The following is a 16,008-nucleotide window of genomic DNA, read 5'->3' as shown; positions in this document are numbered from 1 at the left end:
CTTCACTCCGCCTATATTCCGCAGCACCTGCCCGGACTCATACTTATTTTTATTAACTGGTCTCTGCCTGCTACGACCTATGGGCCAAATACTCCATACCGCCAATGAGCTACACAAAAAAGCCCAACAGAGAAAAAAAAGCGGTAAATAACTATTATCGGTCTTCATATACAGGGTTAAAAATTCTAAACTAAAAATTGATCAAAGGCAGTCGCCCAAAGTACCCAATTGTGGAAGAGCCTATGTGACAGAAAACCCCCACCCTGGCCTAAAAATCCAGACGTACAAATCCCATTACGGTGAAACCGTTTATTTTTTCAAATACCAAAAAATCGAGGAAAAACGTCCCAATAAACCAGGCCCCAAGCTCCAAGCAAACAAAAAATGAGGCAGGCCATCATTATTAAGAACCTATTTATTTTCGACCATAATGGCCAACCTGCCCCATCCAAAAAACTACTCAGGATTCTTTGGCTTCAAGGCATAAAGCCGATCAAACGGACAAGTTAATAGAGACTGGTATAAAAATACTTGAAAATGATGAACAATTAAAATAACATATTGGAGCATACTCACCTCAGTAAGTACCAACCAGTTAATCCAACTTATTTTTTGTCTGCTCATAATCGTATGTTATGAGTCTTGGCGGAGAGAGGAAAAAGTGGGCTTCCCAAACCATAACCTCATAATGTTTCTCACGCCTTACGTTGAAATGGAATTACAGCAGAAGCCCACTCTTATTTTGGAAAGCTAAAGATAGCAATTCCGCTATAAGAAATGGGATAAAATCTGCTGTCCTGCTCCAACGGCGTGAGATTTGAGGTTGCAAGACTCTTAATTTTACCTTACTGGTTTTATTTTTTATTACGTAAATGTAAATAAAAAAAAGCTTAATGTCAAGTAATTGCATGACGATTTTAAATAAAATATAAAAGACATTGCCAATTATATTTTTATTAGCAATAAAATGATTAGTGAGAAAGAAAAAATCATTCTGAAAAGATTCGGTCAGCATTTAAAATCTTTAAAAGAGAAACAGGAACTTTCTTATCGCGAATTTTACAAGAGAAGCGGGGTTAATACCGGAGATATTATTAAATATGAAAATGGAGAAACCAGTCCAAGTTTTATTACATTATTGAGATTGGCAATAGGTTTAAAAATCCATCCAACAGAACTTCTGGATTTTAATTTCGGAATCGACTTTAGCGCCGGGCTGGAATAACATAAACTGTTATTAAGTGGCAAATCTCAAGATCATAAGTAACTAAAGAAAGAAGCGGCAAATAATGAAATGCTGATCATTATATCACCTAAAGCACATTTAAAAAATCTTTACCACAAAATAGGATAGTTTGTGACCCCATTCCCATTCTTTTTTCATCACTATCCATCACATATACCAAAAATTTTTGTGGTTAATTATGTATTTCAGTCGTAATATTTAAGGTCATTTTTCTCAAAAAGATCAAGAAGTATTATTTGATTCATTAATGTCCGATAAAGTATACGATGGAGACTGATATCGAACAATTTTATTTAACGAAATGGCCGACCATATCTATCTGAAAAACAAAGAATTAAGAGCAAAAAAAAAGAGACAAAATTTTTTTGAAAAGATTTTGTCCCATTACGGGTCGACAATGGTTCCAATTAATAACAAATTTATTGCTGATCTGAAGAGAATCGTCGAACTAGACACTAAGATTACAGAGTATGATGAGCTTGGTAGGTTAATGAAATTACGAAAAGAAAGACAAAAATTGATTCCAAAAGTTTTAGACAAAAAGAAAAAAATCAGAGCTAAACGAAAATCGAGGAAAGTGGCACTCAAGAAATCGATAATAAATATTTCTGATGATTAACTGGATGAATCAATCTGGTTGACCCCTTTCCCACCAAATCGATAATCAATTGAGAAAGTAATACGATTGATTTAATTAATTCAAGGTATCAATCTTCCCACCATTTTGAGGTTTTAGTTATTTTGTTATGGCTAAATTTAGATATAGTATCAAAAAAACAAAGGTGAGTTTTTGGCATCAAACCAGAATTAACAAAAATTAAAACACTAATTCACAATCAATTACACAACTAAGTTCGACACCCTTTCGTTCCGAAAACATTGTGAATCCGTAAAAAAGCGCCTCAATCTTAAAACGCCATTTTAGACAAAAGTGCAATCCCCTTGACTTGCAAAAGCACTTTAAGGGTAAAATATTAATAACAATATCACTATAATTACAAAGTTTCCTTGCCATAGCCAAAAGCTTAAGACTTTTTCCAGTATAGATTAGCCTATGCGTTAACAAAACTGTGAAACCAGCAATTCCTAATCACTCTGTACGGTGCAACTCAATCCGCAAATATTCTAAAACTGCGTTTCCGAACATTACGGATACAGTTGTGGGCTTTTTTTGAGGATTTTCCCTATATCCCAGATCAAAACAAAACGATCAACGGAGTGATTCTATTGTTACAGAAATTTCATTGGCTGTACTGGCGAAAAATTTCACATACACAAACAGTCCTATATATACGTTCGTAATTATGAATTAGAAGTATATGTGATTTTACATACTAATGCCCTTAGTTGATATTGGAATACGATCATCTTGCAGATATAGTAGATGTAATTCATGTGTCAATCCAACAACCATTGATCTGCACAGTATATTAAACTACATTCTTATGGCTATCAATAGACGGCAAGCTCGATAAATGCATACAGATATTTTACTTTTCCGTTCTCGGTCAGGAAAAAGTCCATACTGTTCATCATCCCCACTCCGGTTTGGATATGTCCGAAAAGTCGGGCACCGTTCTGAAGCGGCTCTATAGGTTTTGCTTTTGAGAATTTATACGAGGAATCCTCTACTATAAGTTTTCCTATAAAATCAGAAACGGCCTCCAACCCCTCAAGTATAAGGTCTTTATCATACATTTTGATATCATCTGCATAAATCTTTTCGAGAAGCTCTTTGCGTTTTTTTTGGTCTTTTTCATTCCACGCGGCAACGTGTATTTCTTCCAGTTGGTCAAATAGATTTTCCATTGTAATAATTTTTTTATTAAAATCCCCTTATTGTTACTGACGAGCGGTAGTCAAATAGAACTTTTAGTTACTTAAGCTTAACCTTCAGGAACACCCCTGTCTGCAATAAAGCGGTTCAAAAAAAGGGTTAATGTTGATATTGTTAAGCATGAAAATATAAATTTTAATTTGAGTAGGACTTATGATTAAATGAGCCTTTGCCCGCCGTCTACATGCAAAGTTTCTCCTGTGATTATTTCATTCTTCATAAAAAATAGAATGGCCTCTGCGACCTGCTCTGTCGTTGCAACACGTTTTAATGGAAGCTTTTCTTTCATTGAATTTACAAATGCTTCCTTGCCCGACCCTAGAGACTTGGACAAAAGAGGTGAATCGGTAGTCCCAGGTGAGACAGTGTTCACGCGGCGTGGAGCGAGTTCAAGGGCTAGACCACGGGCCAACGTCTCTACAGCAGAAGATGCAGCTGCTAATATTGCAGTTCCCGGTCCGGGACGGTCTGCCAGCACTCCAGAGGTAAAAGTAACCGATGCTTCTGTTGAAAGCTTTTCACCAAGTGAACGGATGATATACAATGCCCCCCAAATCCGTTCATCGAAAGCTTTATGCAGATAGTCTATGTCTGCCTCTAAGATTGTTCCACTAACAAATGTGCCTGCCAGGAGAACCAGGTGATCGACCTGTTGAACATCCGATAAGGCAGCTTCGATCGTTTCCTGTTTTGTAACGTCGGCAGCCTTCCATTCAAATCCATTCCCGTTGGCAATCCGTTCAGTTTGATCAGGATTGAAACCCACGATCGTAACTATTGCACCTTCTAACTTTGCCTGCTTTGCCGTGGCGAGTCCGATGCCGGAACTTCCCCCCACGATCATTACATGTTTATCTTTAAAAATTTCGTTTGCTCTGTTCATTTTATTTGGCTTAATATTTTATTGTATGTTTAAGTTGGCTCAAAATAGCTTAATAAATAGCGGTATCTGAGATTGATACATTCTGTGAGGAATCGTGCAGGTTTACTTATTTTCCCCCTCCTTCATTTGATAGCTCAGCGCTCTGGACGGACATTGATCAATTTGTGAAATCAATTGCTCAGTAGTAGCATTTTTAGGCTGTACCCAGGGTACTTCCTTAGGATTATATACCTTAGGCAGTAGCTTTACACAATTGCCAGCATGGATACATACTTCAGGTCTCCAAATAATTTTCAGCTTCCCGTTAGAATATTCTTTTTCCATAGTTTTTTATTTATTTCCAAATTACCTCAATGATGCTTGTTGATACAGTTGCCCCCATTTACCCGCCCAAATTTGATTAGAATAAGACATCCGCATACTCCGGATTTTTGTCAAATACCGACTTTGCAAAAGGACACAGCGCAAATATTTTGATCTCTTTGGCTCTTGCAAACTGAACAGCACTGTCGACCAGCCTCTTGCCAATGTTTTGACCTTGTAACGTTTCGTCAACACCAGTGTGGTCAATAATTATTTTATTTCCTGACCAGACATATGTCATTTCTGCAACGGTTGTTTGGAGTTCCCCGATGTAAAACATGCCCTTCTTACCATTATCGGCTTGGTGTATATCCATTTCTTTCAATTTTATATTAAACAGTATCTCAAACTATCAAAAGTCAGTTCGCTTTTGAGTTTATCATATTTTGCCATTCCTTAGCAACATTGATTCGTTTTCCTGTTTGGTAAAGATATGCTTACCAAAAATTATGAGACGATGATCTTTGATAACTAAAAACATTGACATACATCAACAAGAAGCCATATTTTTGCACCCCAAAATAGATCTAGTCTGGCCTTCTTAGTCTAATATTAATTCGTTTTGTTTATCTTTACAATATGTTTACGGCGCTTTTAAATTACCTTGAACAGCAGACTGCAACTCCACTATCAGCGGAGGATATTGAGTTGATGCGTAAGGCGTTTATTCCCAGAAAGTTTAGAAAAAGGCAGTTCCTTTTACAGGAAGGTGATGTATGTAAGTATATTTCTTTTATTGTAAAAGGAGCCGTGCGACAATACACAGTAGATGATAAAGGGAGCGAACACGTGCTAAACCTTGCAGTAGAAAATTGGTGGACCTCGGACAGGGAGAGCTATCACAAGCTAACGCCGTCGATATATAATATCGATGCGTGGGAGGAAACCCAGGTATTGATGCTACCAAAAGAAGATGGTTGGTATGACAAGGTCAACGCCATTCCCGCATTTTGCCAATTGAGAATTAAACTCGATGACGCCCATCACATGGCTATGCAAAGTAGGTTGCACTCCTCCATCAATTATTCTGCCGAATACAGATATGAGGAATTGCAGCGAAAATACCCCGACTTCCTGCAAAGGTTCCCGCAGCACATCATCGCTTCATACCTGGGAATTACCAAAGAAACACTTAGCCGAATCCGTAACCAGTCTCTTAAAAAGTAAAATGAGTTTTCCGGAATTAGAAAGCTATATGGATCACATCTTATCTGACTAGATATGAGCCCTAGATCAGATTAAATCTGATAAAATTTAGGTCACTTACATAGTATGTGATGCCTCCTAATCATTAATGGAACTTCAAATATATCCTCCACGATTATGTATTGCAACTTATATAGAGAAGTGTATAAATTTGCTTAAAAAGTACAAGTTCACTTTTTGCTTCTTTAACTCCAATTAAACTAAATGATTGTAAGAACAATTACTCGGTCAATGAGACAATTAGAGAGACTGTTTTTGCCTCTTCAATTATTGGATTACTGTAATATCTTTTCTTAATTATGTATCAACCATTCGGGACCAGCGAGTTTGATCATAGTTATAAATATTTATTATTGTTTCCATATGCCATTATCACAACCCTATCATTTGGTATGATCAGTTTACTAATAAATAAACACAAGAAAAATTGGACGGTTGGTTCGGAGCTCATTAAAATCTTTTTTGTCTTACTGCTGATTTCTATATCATCTTATTTATATAATTTTCTTTTTTTACCATTCAGCATTTACCAGACCCTTCACCCTTCCGGACAGCGCGGACTTTGGATGTACTGAGTATAATGGACGGACCCTGACTTAATTTGTATGCCAGAAGTACCTCGAAGTAAATTCCGAAAAAATGTTAATCGAAAGTTCAAAACAACCAGTTTGCACCGGAAACAGGCCGTCAGTTTAGAGCGGAACGGCTTGTCAGTGAAAATGCGGAACATGTGATCATTTTTCAGTTTTTAATGATAAGTTATGGCAGGACGAGACGTAGGTTAAATACGAACCATATGCCCGCCATATATCACGTTTGCCCACCAAAAGTGGGATAGAACCAGATTCATTGAGTATACACAAAGGCCACCACTAAGGTGGCCAATGCCTAAAACTGAATCATTTTTATTTTGCTCTGATCGCAGACGCTATTATTGTTTCAGCAACTGAACAGCATCGATATTGCACCAATTATTTGCATATGCTTTACTGTAGAGTACTACTTTACAAGTGTTGTTGGCGACCACAATGTTGCTTACCTGTATCTGTTTCCAAGAAGAGGTTATAGGAAGATTAATTGCTTTTTGTAGGCCTGCTGCACCATACTTTTTTGCAATCAGTTGACACGTATCCTGTCCTCCACCATTTTTTACCCAGGCCCTTAAGACATAGTTTCCATTGGGGATATTACTTGCTACCTGATAACTCTTAACAGTATAGTTCACGTTTTTCCAATAGGTTAACCGAAAGGTGCCATTGTAGCCACCACTTTCGGTATACGCGCCATTTGTAGCCGATGCGCCATTTGTGCAGTACCATGAAACTGGATTATGTGTAGCGCCTTCCTCATCAAAATCAGGATTTAAGATGAAATTCATATTTACAGAACAAGTTATTAAAAGAGAGATAAACAGATAATAACCATACATTTGCAACAAACAATAGAAACAACACAGCTATAAACAATAGAAACAGCACAACAAAAAACAAAAGCTTGATCCCTAATTCCTCCAACTCTCCGCGTAGCATAAGGTGCAGTCCTATATCCAAGAGTGGAAATTTTTAACTTTTTATTCCTATATTGTGTGTCGATTTGCTTTGACGGACATGGAGATAATAAAAAAGATTAAGGATTTTGAACGAAGAGAATCGGCACTGGAACTGGACAACAGGGAACTGAGAAACCTGATATCAGTCCTAAAACAGGCAGAAGAAAAAAGTGCTGTTTTGAATTCCATTATAGAATCTTCAGATGATGGCATAGTTAGTAAAGACCTCAACGGGATAATTATCAGCTGGAACAACTCTGCGGAACGAATTTTTGGATATAGTGCAATGGAAATGATTGGACAGTCCATCCTCAAGATCATCCCTAAGCACCTGCACGGTGAAGAGCCGGAAATTATTGCCCAATTAAAAAGAGGTATCCGTGTAGATCATTTTGAAACCCAACGTTTACATAAAGACGGTAGGCTCATAGCCGTTTCTTTAACCATTTCCCCTGTTTTTGACGGAAATTCAAATATTATCGGCATCTCTAAAATTGTTAGAGACATGACCCTTCACAAAAAAGCAGAGGTGGATGGTAAAAGACTAATGGCCATTATTGAAACATCAGATGATGCGATAATCAGTAAAGATTTGAACAGTATTATCACCAGTTGGAATGAATCGGCTGAACGGATATTTGGTTTTAGTGCAATGGATATGATCGGTGAATCAATACTTAAAATTATTCCTGAAGAACGGCATTACGAAGAACCCCAAATATTGAGGAAAATTTTAAGTGGAGAGCGGGTAAATCACTTCGAAACAGAGCGTTTAAGGAAGGACGGTTCGCTAATATGTGTTTCTTTAACCATATCACCAATAAAAAGCAGCACAGGTGAGGTAATCGGTATTTCTAAAATAGCGCGTGATATTACCGACAAAAAATTAATTGAACAAAAAAAAGGAGAATTTTTAGCGTTCGTAAGCCATGAACTTAAAACACCGCTTACTTCGTTGAAATCATACATACAGATTGCCCGTCAGAAAACTTCAGATGTTACCTTTTTAACCAAGGCTTTACAGCGTGCCGAGATGCAGGCAGGGAAAATGGAAGCAATGATAAAGGATTTCCTGAATATTTCCAGGTTCGAAGAAGGTCGGTTGGAAATTAAAAAATCGGAGTTCAACCTTTCTGAACTAATTGAAGAATGCATTGAGGATGCAAAAGTTTCCCATTCAAATAACACAATCATTTACCACCAGCCTACTCGAATATCAGTACTTGCTGACCGGGAAAAGATTTCCATGGTACTCACCAATTTAATAAGTAACGCCCAAAAGTATTCGCCAAATGGAGGGACAGTCCATATAACGAGCGAAATTGTGAATGACGCTGTTCGCATAAAAGTACAGGACGAGGGAATAGGAATTTCGCCTGACGACCAAAGGAAATTATTTCAGAAGTTCACCAGAATAAGTACTGAACAGACAAAATCTATTGCTGGGTTTGGGATCGGACTTTATTTGGCATCTAACATTCTAAAATTACATGGCTCGGAAATTTCGGTGGAAAGTGAATTGGGAAAGGGCACGACGTTTTCATTTGATTTAGCGACCACCTAAACGAAATGTCTTAGCTGGTGATACAATTGAAATTTCAGTTCAGATTGTCGGCGCCAAGAGGACAAGTATTGCTGAACGCTTAAGCGCTTCTTCATATTCCGTGCTGACTATTTTTTTCTTTTTCTAGTTAATGGCATCCCTAAAAGCCCTATAATCTGGCTGGTTCAGACATTCAGCGATTTTCATCAGAAACCAATAGTATTCGCTATTCCTGCTATACTCAAACGGGCAGGCAGTTTGTCATAGTGTATTTAGGCAAAAACAGGGTTTTGTTCTCAGAACTGATAACCTCTCAACTCTCCTACTTTTTTCAATTATTATCAGGTTGCGCTGATGGCTAATCTCCTAAGTCCGATTGTTGCGTTCTGGAGTGCATTTTTAAATTCTGTTTCACTCTTAAAGCGAAGGCTCTTTAGTATCCGGCACTCGTAGTGTACATCAAAACTTTTAACTTCAAAAGGCCAGGGCATTACAATCAGACGGTTTTCTTTTTGAAAAAACTGATAAGATTCACCATTCGGCCCCCTGCTGATTTCTAATTTCCGCTCTTCCGGTGGGATCTGGCCCTGGCAGATGATCAGCGAAAAAGCATCGCAGAATTCCAGAAGTTCATATGCGCGGTTAACTTCTGCAGTGCTGCTATCAGCCTCTTTTATCCATTTGCTTTCTAGTATTTTAAGGTCTGCAAGATATCGTTTTGCCGCCGGCTCACCTCCATGGGTGAAACCGATGTGCCTTGCAAACAATAAGGCGATAAAACGGCTTTTGCTCAACGCCATCTCAATCATCTGCCTGCAGGCCTGCTCATTAAAACAGGTCATCTTAAAGTCCATGGGTCCACCACTCTCGGTGAGCAGCGGCCCAAGCTGAAATTCGTTGAAAACATCATCGTGTTCAGTTGTCGCGATAAGGGTTTCCACCCATCTTAACGGCTGGTCAGAAATTTTCCACCGCGCACAGACCTGTCCCGCCAAAAGACCGTGAGCACGTTGGGTGATAATTTCCCAGCCATTATCTCTGTAATTAACAATCAACTTGATGCTCTCCTCATAAATATGCCCTTATACAATATAAACTATTACTTATACTACTTTTTCCAGATGTCTCTGCAATGGCGCAGGTGATTGGAATGGGACCTGCATGATCCTATAACCTTGCAAAAGGCAGAAAGTTTTGCCCGCTGGAAAATCCATTTTAACAATGCCTATTCAGCCGCTTAGGTGCCTCACAGCATGAAGCAAGTAATGATGACAGGAAAAAAAGGAAACAATCAGTGTCCCGGCGCAAGAGATACCTAACAGGCATCTGGATTATGCCCGAAGCGGCACTGCTTTTAGATATTAGTTGGCTGGCTAAGCTGACCCGTCTTAAAGTTTAATAAAAACTATTTCCCTGGATATCCGTTGTTTGTAATGTAAAAATAGTTTTTGGTAAAGGGATATAAAATTTAAATATGGATTTGAGGGATTTTACCCAAGCTGCAGAACGCCATTCAGCAAAATTATTCACGCACGCATTAAAATTCACCAATAACGAGGATGACGCTAAGGATCTTGTACAGGAAACCCTTATTAAAGGAGTGCGTTTCTGCGACAGATTTGATAACGGAACCAATTTAAGGGGCTGGTTATATGTGATCATGAAAACACATTTTATAACAATTGTGCAAGAGCCAAACGGAAAAGCGAAATCATTTCAGATGAGGATTTGACGAGTCCGAATTTAATGGAAAGTTCGACAAAAAACCTGGGCGAAACATCCTTTGCGCTTAACGATATCATGAAAGCCCTGGCCTCGATAAAACCTGAATACCGGATTGCATTTCAAAGGTATTTCGAAGGCTATAAGTATGACGAGATAGCCAAAGACCTCAATGTTCCATTGGGCACTGTTAAAACCTATATCCACCAGGCGCGATGTGAGCTGAAAAAATACTTAAAAATGTACAGGTAATACTGTATTCAGCCGCTTTGGCTCTCTTTAAAGAAGTCCTATTGGTATAGCCCTCTAAAATTCTAAAACAATTTCAGGCATTTACCGATTATTACATTAATAAGTTTGGTTAGGTTATGGCAAAAAGAATATATGTCCTCGAAGACGATCAGGACATCAGGGATATCATAGAGATGATCCTTACCGAGGAAAAATATGAAGTGATAAGTTTTTCCAGTATCAATGAATTCATGTTAAAGGACAAACATGATCAGGCAGACCTGTTCCTCCTTGATATCAGGTTGCCCGACGGTAACGGAATCAATGTATGTGAAAAGCTAAAAAAAGATTTTAACACAAAAAAAATACCTGTGCTCATGATGAGTGCCCACTCGAGTAAGAACGAGGTACAAAATTCGTGCGGTGCGCAGGGTTTTATTGCTAAACCGTTTGATATATATAAGCTGATTGAACAGGTTGGCCATAGCATCCGCCACAATTAACAAAAATATGCTTACCAACTGTGATTCAAAAAAATCAAACTAACCTATCTCCATCCAAGTCCCGGGGCAACCTGCTCCAGAATAGCAGATAGCACATGAATGTTGTAATCTATGCCCAAGGTATTTGGAATGGTCAATAATACCGTATCCGCTTCCTGTATCGCCTCATCGGCAGCCAGTTCCTTTATCAGCTGATCGGGCTCAGCGGCATATCCCCGCCCGAAGACCGCCCTTTGGGTCGGTTCGATATAGCCAAAACTATCCGCCCCTTTCCCCTGCTGCCCGAAATAATACCTGTCCTGATCGTTCATCAGCGCAAATATTGAACGGCTGACAGAAACCCTTGATTCGCGGTCATGTCCCGCTTTTCTCCAGGCCTCCTTATAAAGCCTGATCTGCTCGGCCTGCTGGGTACTGAAGGGCTTGCCACTTTCATCAAACTTCAAAGTAGAACTCTGCAGGTACATTCCGTTCTCTGCCGCCCAAACTGCAGTCGCATTGGAAGCAGCTCCCCACCAGATGCGCTCGCGCAGTCCCTCGGAATAGGGTTCCAGCCTTAACAGTCCCGGCGGATTGGGAAACATGGGATTGGGATTAGGCCTTGCAAAACCTTCGCCTTTCAATCTTTCCAGAAATTCTAAAGCCTTTTGCCTTCCCATATCAGTATCATTCTCCCCATCCTTTGGTGCAAAACCGAAATACCGCCAGCCTTCGATCACCTGCTCGGGCGAACCCCTGCTGATGCCCAGTTGTAACCTGCCACCAGAGATGAGGTCTGCCGCACCAGCATCTTCAACCATATATAAAGGGTTTTCATAGCGCATATCGATAACGCCCGTTCCGATTTCGATCTTAGAAGTCTTTGCGCCAATAGCCGAAAGCAGCGGAAAGGGCGATGCCAATTGCCTTGCAAAATGGTGTACCCTGAAATACGCTCCGTCAAGGCCGATTTCTTCTGCCGCAACGGCAAGGTCGATAGATTGCAGCAAAGTATCACTAGCGGTACGCGCCTGATATGAGGGATGTTCCGACCAATGCCCGAACGATAAAAATCCGATTTTCTTCATTTCACTAATTGCTAAATCCAAAGTTACCATTACGCCTATAGCGCAAAGGTCATCGTGCAGTCATAACCGCTATTACCCTTCAGCAAACAATAGCCCGTGGCTAATTGTTCCAAAGTCAGTCATGTCAAGAAGAAAACAGATACGGTCAAAGGAGCAGTTCGCTGCTGCGCTCGAACTGGAAAGAGCGGGCGATAATGCTGCCGCATTAAAACGCTACCGGAAATCCGCAATGACAGATCCTGCCAATTTCCACGCCTGGAACAGGCAGATGGTGCTTTTGCGCAAACACGGATCAAAAGAAGATGAGGTCAAGCTCATCAAACTGGCCATAGCCGAATACCAGAAATCCCATGAAACCAAACAACAGGACTGGCTGAAAGAAAACCGGGCCAAAGCAGATAGCACCCGCGAACTGGCCAATGTGCTCGGTCTTCTGGAACCAACAGGCCTTCCGAAAATCGACGACACCATCATCGGGAAATGGCAGACCAGACTTTACCTGCTTGAATACCGCATCAAAAATGCACGGAAGAAGAAAACCCCGCCCAAAAAGCCTGCACGCAAACCGCCCAAAAGTGCAACGCCTGCACCTAAAAAGCTTAAGCAAAACGCCCCTACCAAAGCCAAGCCGGCAAAAAAGCAATAAGATCAATGCAATGTGAGCAGGTCCTCATTACCCTTCACCAGCGATTATCTGAACCAGATTTTTAACCGCTCAAATCCTCCAGGCATTGAAAACACACCCAGTACGGGCAGATATTTACGCTTACTGTAGCCCCTAACGTAACTGCGCGGTTACATATCCGCCAGCCGTTCCGGTAGCCCGTCGGCCGCCCTTACCTCATCCTTCTGGAACGAAAGATACAGCAAATTGCCCGGCCCGCAGGAACAGCAAAAAAAATAGTTGAATAATGCCTATCATAACTTAAAATCAATTTCCACACCATCGCTGCACACATCCCATAACCAAACCTTAATCCAAAGCGCGTGAGCGGTTGCAGCGGCATCCTCCCGTAGGGAGATACAGCGGAAGACGCGACCCTTCAGGGGCACGCAAAAAAAAATGAAAAGCATCTTCCAAAAGCACAAAACCTGATGAATTCGCTTAAAAACAACAATCTACTTAACCAACGGCACCATGCTTCCCGGTGTCAGACAGCATTCCCGTAATGTTTAAAGATTTCATTATCGCCTTCCGGGATAAACTCCTTTATATGGCAGCAACACCATCCTCCCACCATTAAAACAAATCAAGGTTTGCCCATTAATTAACATTACCAACACTTCCCGGATAAATAAAAGACCAAAGAAAAACTGGTGCCGCTATATCCGTTCGGTTTTGCTATTTTAGCCGCACCCATGACCGAACCATTGCACTACGAAACAGAAAACCTGCTGATCCACCCCTTCAGGCCGGAAGAGCTGGAAAAATTTAAAAAGCTGGCCATTGATATCTTTGCGATCCTGTCTGATGAGCAAACCTTAACCTACATTCCACAGAAAAGACTACATAATATTCAGGAAGCGGAACTTTTCCTACAGACCATGGTCATGAACTATCATGCAGGACTAAACTACCTTCACTTTATCACCGATAAAAAGCAGGATAAAGTCATTGGCCTGATAGACCTGATCTCACCAAAAGTTGCCCAGCAACACTACAGCATGGAAGCTTATCCATTTTTTATTGAATTTTATCTGGCCGCAGCAGCAACAGGCTGTTATATCATGACCGAAATACTGCCGCCTGTAATCGACAATTTACTTTCACAGGGCATCACCAGCATTGGCGCCGTAGTCAACAGGTACAACATTCCCGCCAGAAAGGTATTGGAGAAAGCGCAGTTTTACTATAAGGCACCCTTCGATGTGCTCCAGGATTTGTATGAAACTGTGTAACCCTATTAACGACGATTGATAAAAAGGCTAATCATCATTTCCGGATCCCTTACAACAGGTGCCGGCAGTAATAAAACGGTGCAGCGGTTTTCGGACTTCAATGATGACATAGATGCACACGAAGTTTTTGAAGAACAAACAAAATTGGATAATTTGATGAACTACTTAACGAAAAGTCTAAAGAATTATTTAACATGAAGAGAAATGATCTTAACACCGATAAACTTAACTATGGACTCCAAAAAAGGATCCGTGGAAGCTTGGACAGACAAAATCATGAATACTTGATCAACGGTACCATACTGAACATTAGGCCTAAACACAGCTTAGGGACATAGCCATTGCCATCTTACTTCCCTTTTAAAAACCATCGGCTATTTTACTCTGCGCTGGTCTTCGGTGATGGCTAGGTTATTGATACTTGCATATCTTTTCGCCATTAAACCGTTTTCATCGAACTCCCAGTTTTCATTTCCGTAAGCTCTGAACCAGTTACCATCTAAATCCTGGAACTCATACTCAAACCTTACTGCGATGCGGTTGTCTGTATGCGCCCAATACTCTTTTTTAAGTTTATAGTTTAATTCTCTTTTCCATTTCTCAGAAAGGAATTTTACAATCTCTTCTCTTCCATTCACAAATTGGTCTCTGTTCCTCCATTCGCTGTCAATGGTATAGGCTTTAGAAATTTTCTCGGGATCCTGTGAGTTCCAGGCATCTTCTGCAAATTGGATTTTTTGTAATGCGGACTCCAATGTAAATGGAGGTAGGGGGAATTTCTGTTCCATGGTTTTATTTGATTAAGTTACTTATAATTGATTTTGATTTTTCTATTAGTTCGTTCGATTTAAACATTTTACTTTCCGTAATGCAGCTTTCAAAAAGAAGATAAACATGATCCGCCATCGTTTCATCCGCTATAAGAGATTTGAAAAATGCCCGGAGATCCGCTTTATGTTGTTGGATCGGATTTAGAATCTTAACGTTATCACTTGGTATTTCAGACAATATATTCAGGAAGCTACAACCCCGAAAATCCTCTTTCATGTTCATATAAATCAAAAAATCAAATGACGAAACTATCTTGGATTTTAACCCGTCCTGGTTTTTCACATACTCATGCAGTTCATTAAACCAGTATTCATGCCTGGCATCCAGGAACGCAACACACAAGTCTTCCTTTGATCTAAAATGCTGATAGAAACTAGCCTTGGCCACACTGGCCTCAGCAATAATCTGGTTAATTCCTGTGGAATTATAACCTTGACCTGCGAAGAGAACAGATGCTGTCTCCATAATCCTTTTTTTTGGTGATGACATAAAACAAAGTTTAACTATGCAAATATAAACAAACATTTTAAATGAACAAACAAGTCTGTCTGTTTTTAGTGGTTTATTTTCCGCTCTCCAGCTGAAGCCTCCTGCAAGATTAACCTTTGGTGGAAAATGGCGGCTTATGATTCTCAGGTCAATTTGTGACGGCAACTCAAAATTTGCTGAAATAGAAAGAAGCATCCCCGGCATTACCGCCCGCATGTTATCGCGGGAATTAAAAGCGATGGAGCTAGATGAGATCATCTCCAGGCAGGCACATGCCCATAATTTTAAAATAATCGCTTACAGGCTTACAGATTACTCCAAAAGTTTTGCACCAGTAGTCAGGGCTATGATAGAATGGGGAATTTCGCATCGTGAAAAGATGCACAGGAAAACACACCAAGGCTAATTGATAAGGTAATTCAAACTCTCCTCAAAGAGTGCGTTATTTCCTTAGCTCTAAAATAAAATTAAAGCCTGGCGCGACAAATAATGAAGTAAACATGATATTTGCAGCCATCTATCGGAGCAAAATATTAATGTCTTTTTTATAAGTTAGGTCAAAATGGATTTCTAGCCTATTTCCAGATCCGGCCACTGCAGCAGTTCCTTAACTTGGTTACAAATTGAATCAAAAAAACA

Annotated in this window: 19 protein-coding genes; 10 read left to right on the top strand and 9 right to left on the bottom strand. The window is 40.0% G+C overall.

From position 1 onward, the window contains the following. Positions 1 to 967: 967 nt before the first annotated feature. Together ACN9MR_RS06110 and ACN9MR_RS06105 are read left to right on the top strand one after the other, a co-directional pair. Entirely contained in the window at positions 968 to 1,225 is a 258-nt protein-coding gene (locus tag ACN9MR_RS06110) for a helix-turn-helix domain-containing protein (protein ID WP_215126009.1), read from the top strand. Between the two features lie 322 nt (positions 1,226 to 1,547). Beyond that, positions 1,548 to 1,865, top strand: a complete 318-nt coding sequence (locus ACN9MR_RS06105; RefSeq protein WP_426328718.1) for a hypothetical protein — start codon at positions 1,548 to 1,550, stop codon at positions 1,863 to 1,865. 833 nt (positions 1,866 to 2,698) lie between these two features. On the opposite strand, the gene ACN9MR_RS06100 is transcribed toward ACN9MR_RS06105, so the two are convergent. From ACN9MR_RS06100 to ACN9MR_RS06085, 4 genes are all read right to left on the bottom strand, one after another. Further along, positions 2,699 to 3,055, bottom strand: coding sequence for a nuclear transport factor 2 family protein (locus tag ACN9MR_RS06100; protein WP_426328717.1), 357 nt, complete (start codon positions 3,053 to 3,055; stop codon positions 2,699 to 2,701). A 185-nt stretch (positions 3,056 to 3,240) separates the two neighbouring features. After that, complete coding sequence (locus tag ACN9MR_RS06095) at positions 3,241 to 3,966, bottom strand: SDR family oxidoreductase (protein ID WP_426328716.1); 726 nt, start codon at positions 3,964 to 3,966, stop codon at positions 3,241 to 3,243. Between the two features lie 102 nt (positions 3,967 to 4,068). Then, positions 4,069 to 4,290, bottom strand: coding sequence for a (4Fe-4S)-binding protein (locus tag ACN9MR_RS06090; protein WP_426328715.1), 222 nt, complete (start codon positions 4,288 to 4,290; stop codon positions 4,069 to 4,071). Between the two features lie 76 nt (positions 4,291 to 4,366). Beyond that, entirely contained in the window at positions 4,367 to 4,645 is a 279-nt protein-coding gene (locus ACN9MR_RS06085; RefSeq protein WP_426328714.1) for a GNAT family N-acetyltransferase, read from the bottom strand. Between the two features lie 263 nt (positions 4,646 to 4,908). On the opposite strand from ACN9MR_RS06085, the gene ACN9MR_RS06080 reads away from it, so the two are divergent. After that, positions 4,909 to 5,496, top strand: a complete 588-nt coding sequence (locus ACN9MR_RS06080; RefSeq protein ID WP_426328713.1) for a Crp/Fnr family transcriptional regulator — start codon at positions 4,909 to 4,911, stop codon at positions 5,494 to 5,496. A gap of 970 nt (positions 5,497 to 6,466) precedes the next feature. On the opposite strand, the gene ACN9MR_RS06075 is transcribed toward ACN9MR_RS06080, so the two are convergent. Next, complete coding sequence (locus ACN9MR_RS06075; RefSeq protein ID WP_426328711.1) at positions 6,467 to 6,913, bottom strand: hypothetical protein; 447 nt, start codon at positions 6,911 to 6,913, stop codon at positions 6,467 to 6,469. A 229-nt stretch (positions 6,914 to 7,142) separates the two neighbouring features. Here ACN9MR_RS06075 and ACN9MR_RS06070 point away from each other — a divergent pair, with 229 nt between their 5' ends. Continuing rightward, positions 7,143 to 8,648 (top strand): PAS domain S-box protein, encoded by a 1,506-nt coding sequence (locus ACN9MR_RS06070; protein WP_426328710.1) that lies wholly within the window; start codon positions 7,143 to 7,145, stop codon positions 8,646 to 8,648. Positions 8,649 to 8,968: 320 nt separating this feature from the next. On the opposite strand, the gene ACN9MR_RS06065 is transcribed toward ACN9MR_RS06070, so the two are convergent. Beyond that, positions 8,969 to 9,682, bottom strand: a complete 714-nt coding sequence (locus tag ACN9MR_RS06065) for a DUF3891 family protein (protein ID WP_426328709.1) — start codon at positions 9,680 to 9,682, stop codon at positions 8,969 to 8,971. Between the two features lie 419 nt (positions 9,683 to 10,101). On the opposite strand from ACN9MR_RS06065, the gene ACN9MR_RS06060 reads away from it, so the two are divergent. The 3 genes from ACN9MR_RS06060 (at position 10,102) to ACN9MR_RS06050 (ending at position 11,083) form a co-directional block, all read left to right on the top strand. Continuing rightward, complete coding sequence (locus ACN9MR_RS06060; protein WP_426328708.1) at positions 10,102 to 10,359, top strand: RNA polymerase sigma factor; 258 nt, start codon at positions 10,102 to 10,104, stop codon at positions 10,357 to 10,359. Between the two features lie 14 nt (positions 10,360 to 10,373). Then, positions 10,374 to 10,601: an RNA polymerase sigma factor gene (locus ACN9MR_RS06055; RefSeq protein WP_426328707.1), complete on the top strand. Its 228-nt coding sequence runs from the start codon at positions 10,374 to 10,376 to the stop codon at positions 10,599 to 10,601. A gap of 116 nt (positions 10,602 to 10,717) precedes the next feature. After that, positions 10,718 to 11,083 carry a response regulator transcription factor gene (locus ACN9MR_RS06050; RefSeq protein WP_426328706.1) on the top strand — a complete coding sequence of 122 codons (366 nt, stop codon included), beginning with the start codon at positions 10,718 to 10,720 and terminating at the stop codon, positions 11,081 to 11,083. Positions 11,084 to 11,127: 44 nt separating this feature from the next. On the opposite strand, the gene ACN9MR_RS06045 is transcribed toward ACN9MR_RS06050, so the two are convergent. After that, a complete protein-coding gene (locus ACN9MR_RS06045; protein ID WP_426328705.1) occupies positions 11,128 to 12,150 on the bottom strand; it encodes an LLM class flavin-dependent oxidoreductase in 1,023 nt (340 codons plus the stop codon). Between the two features lie 121 nt (positions 12,151 to 12,271). Here ACN9MR_RS06045 and ACN9MR_RS06040 point away from each other — a divergent pair, with 121 nt between their 5' ends. Next, positions 12,272 to 12,796 carry a hypothetical protein gene (locus ACN9MR_RS06040; RefSeq protein ID WP_426328704.1) on the top strand — a complete coding sequence of 175 codons (525 nt, stop codon included), beginning with the start codon at positions 12,272 to 12,274 and terminating at the stop codon, positions 12,794 to 12,796. Between the two features lie 713 nt (positions 12,797 to 13,509). Further along, positions 13,510 to 14,049, top strand: a complete 540-nt coding sequence (locus ACN9MR_RS06035) for a GNAT family N-acetyltransferase (RefSeq protein WP_426328703.1) — start codon at positions 13,510 to 13,512, stop codon at positions 14,047 to 14,049. A 374-nt stretch (positions 14,050 to 14,423) separates the two neighbouring features. On the opposite strand, the gene ACN9MR_RS06030 is transcribed toward ACN9MR_RS06035, so the two are convergent. Further along, positions 14,424 to 14,837, bottom strand: coding sequence for a DUF1348 family protein (locus tag ACN9MR_RS06030; protein ID WP_426328702.1), 414 nt, complete (start codon positions 14,835 to 14,837; stop codon positions 14,424 to 14,426). A 4-nt stretch (positions 14,838 to 14,841) separates the two neighbouring features. After that, positions 14,842 to 15,345, bottom strand: a complete 504-nt coding sequence (locus tag ACN9MR_RS06025) for a TetR/AcrR family transcriptional regulator (RefSeq protein ID WP_426328701.1) — start codon at positions 15,343 to 15,345, stop codon at positions 14,842 to 14,844. Between the two features lie 58 nt (positions 15,346 to 15,403). On the opposite strand from ACN9MR_RS06025, the gene ACN9MR_RS06020 reads away from it, so the two are divergent. Beyond that, positions 15,404 to 15,775: a winged helix-turn-helix transcriptional regulator gene (locus ACN9MR_RS06020; RefSeq protein WP_426330217.1), complete on the top strand. Its 372-nt coding sequence runs from the start codon at positions 15,404 to 15,406 to the stop codon at positions 15,773 to 15,775. Positions 15,776 to 16,008 lie beyond the last annotated feature (233 nt).

This window comes from Pedobacter sp. R-06, from assembly GCF_049913135.1.
Classification (GTDB): Bacteria; Bacteroidota; Bacteroidia; order Sphingobacteriales; family Sphingobacteriaceae; genus Pedobacter.
This window is presented reverse-complemented; position numbering and strand designations above follow the sequence as displayed.

What these genes read in the sequence shown, in the direction of transcription:
- ACN9MR_RS06090 (WP_426328715.1), bottom strand. Translation starts at nt 4,290, where the DNA reads ATGGAAAAAGAATATTCTAACGGGAAGCTGAAAATTATTTGGAGACCT.
- ACN9MR_RS06075 (WP_426328711.1), bottom strand. Translation starts at nt 6,913, where the DNA reads ATGAATTTCATCTTAAATCCTGATTTTGATGAGGAAGGCGCTACACAT.
- ACN9MR_RS06055 (WP_426328707.1), top strand. Translation starts at nt 10,374, where the DNA reads ATGGAAAGTTCGACAAAAAACCTGGGCGAAACATCCTTTGCGCTTAAC.
- ACN9MR_RS06100 (WP_426328717.1), bottom strand. Translation starts at nt 3,055, where the DNA reads ATGGAAAATCTATTTGACCAACTGGAAGAAATACACGTTGCCGCGTGG.
- ACN9MR_RS06045 (WP_426328705.1), bottom strand. Translation starts at nt 12,150, where the DNA reads ATGAAGAAAATCGGATTTTTATCGTTCGGGCATTGGTCGGAACATCCC.
- ACN9MR_RS06095 (WP_426328716.1), bottom strand. Translation starts at nt 3,966, where the DNA reads ATGAACAGAGCAAACGAAATTTTTAAAGATAAACATGTAATGATCGTG.
- ACN9MR_RS06110 (WP_215126009.1), top strand. Translation starts at nt 968, where the DNA reads ATGATTAGTGAGAAAGAAAAAATCATTCTGAAAAGATTCGGTCAGCAT.
- ACN9MR_RS06030 (WP_426328702.1), bottom strand. Translation starts at nt 14,837, where the DNA reads ATGGAACAGAAATTCCCCCTACCTCCATTTACATTGGAGTCCGCATTA.
- ACN9MR_RS06050 (WP_426328706.1), top strand. Translation starts at nt 10,718, where the DNA reads ATGGCAAAAAGAATATATGTCCTCGAAGACGATCAGGACATCAGGGAT.
- ACN9MR_RS06040 (WP_426328704.1), top strand. Translation starts at nt 12,272, where the DNA reads ATGTCAAGAAGAAAACAGATACGGTCAAAGGAGCAGTTCGCTGCTGCG.
- ACN9MR_RS06060 (WP_426328708.1), top strand. Translation starts at nt 10,102, where the DNA reads ATGGATTTGAGGGATTTTACCCAAGCTGCAGAACGCCATTCAGCAAAA.
- ACN9MR_RS06070 (WP_426328710.1), top strand. Translation starts at nt 7,143, where the DNA reads ATGGAGATAATAAAAAAGATTAAGGATTTTGAACGAAGAGAATCGGCA.
- ACN9MR_RS06080 (WP_426328713.1), top strand. Translation starts at nt 4,909, where the DNA reads ATGTTTACGGCGCTTTTAAATTACCTTGAACAGCAGACTGCAACTCCA.
- ACN9MR_RS06105 (WP_426328718.1), top strand. Translation starts at nt 1,548, where the DNA reads ATGGCCGACCATATCTATCTGAAAAACAAAGAATTAAGAGCAAAAAAA.
- ACN9MR_RS06025 (WP_426328701.1), bottom strand. Translation starts at nt 15,345, where the DNA reads ATGGAGACAGCATCTGTTCTCTTCGCAGGTCAAGGTTATAATTCCACA.
- ACN9MR_RS06035 (WP_426328703.1), top strand. Translation starts at nt 13,510, where the DNA reads ATGACCGAACCATTGCACTACGAAACAGAAAACCTGCTGATCCACCCC.
- ACN9MR_RS06085 (WP_426328714.1), bottom strand. Translation starts at nt 4,645, where the DNA reads ATGGATATACACCAAGCCGATAATGGTAAGAAGGGCATGTTTTACATC.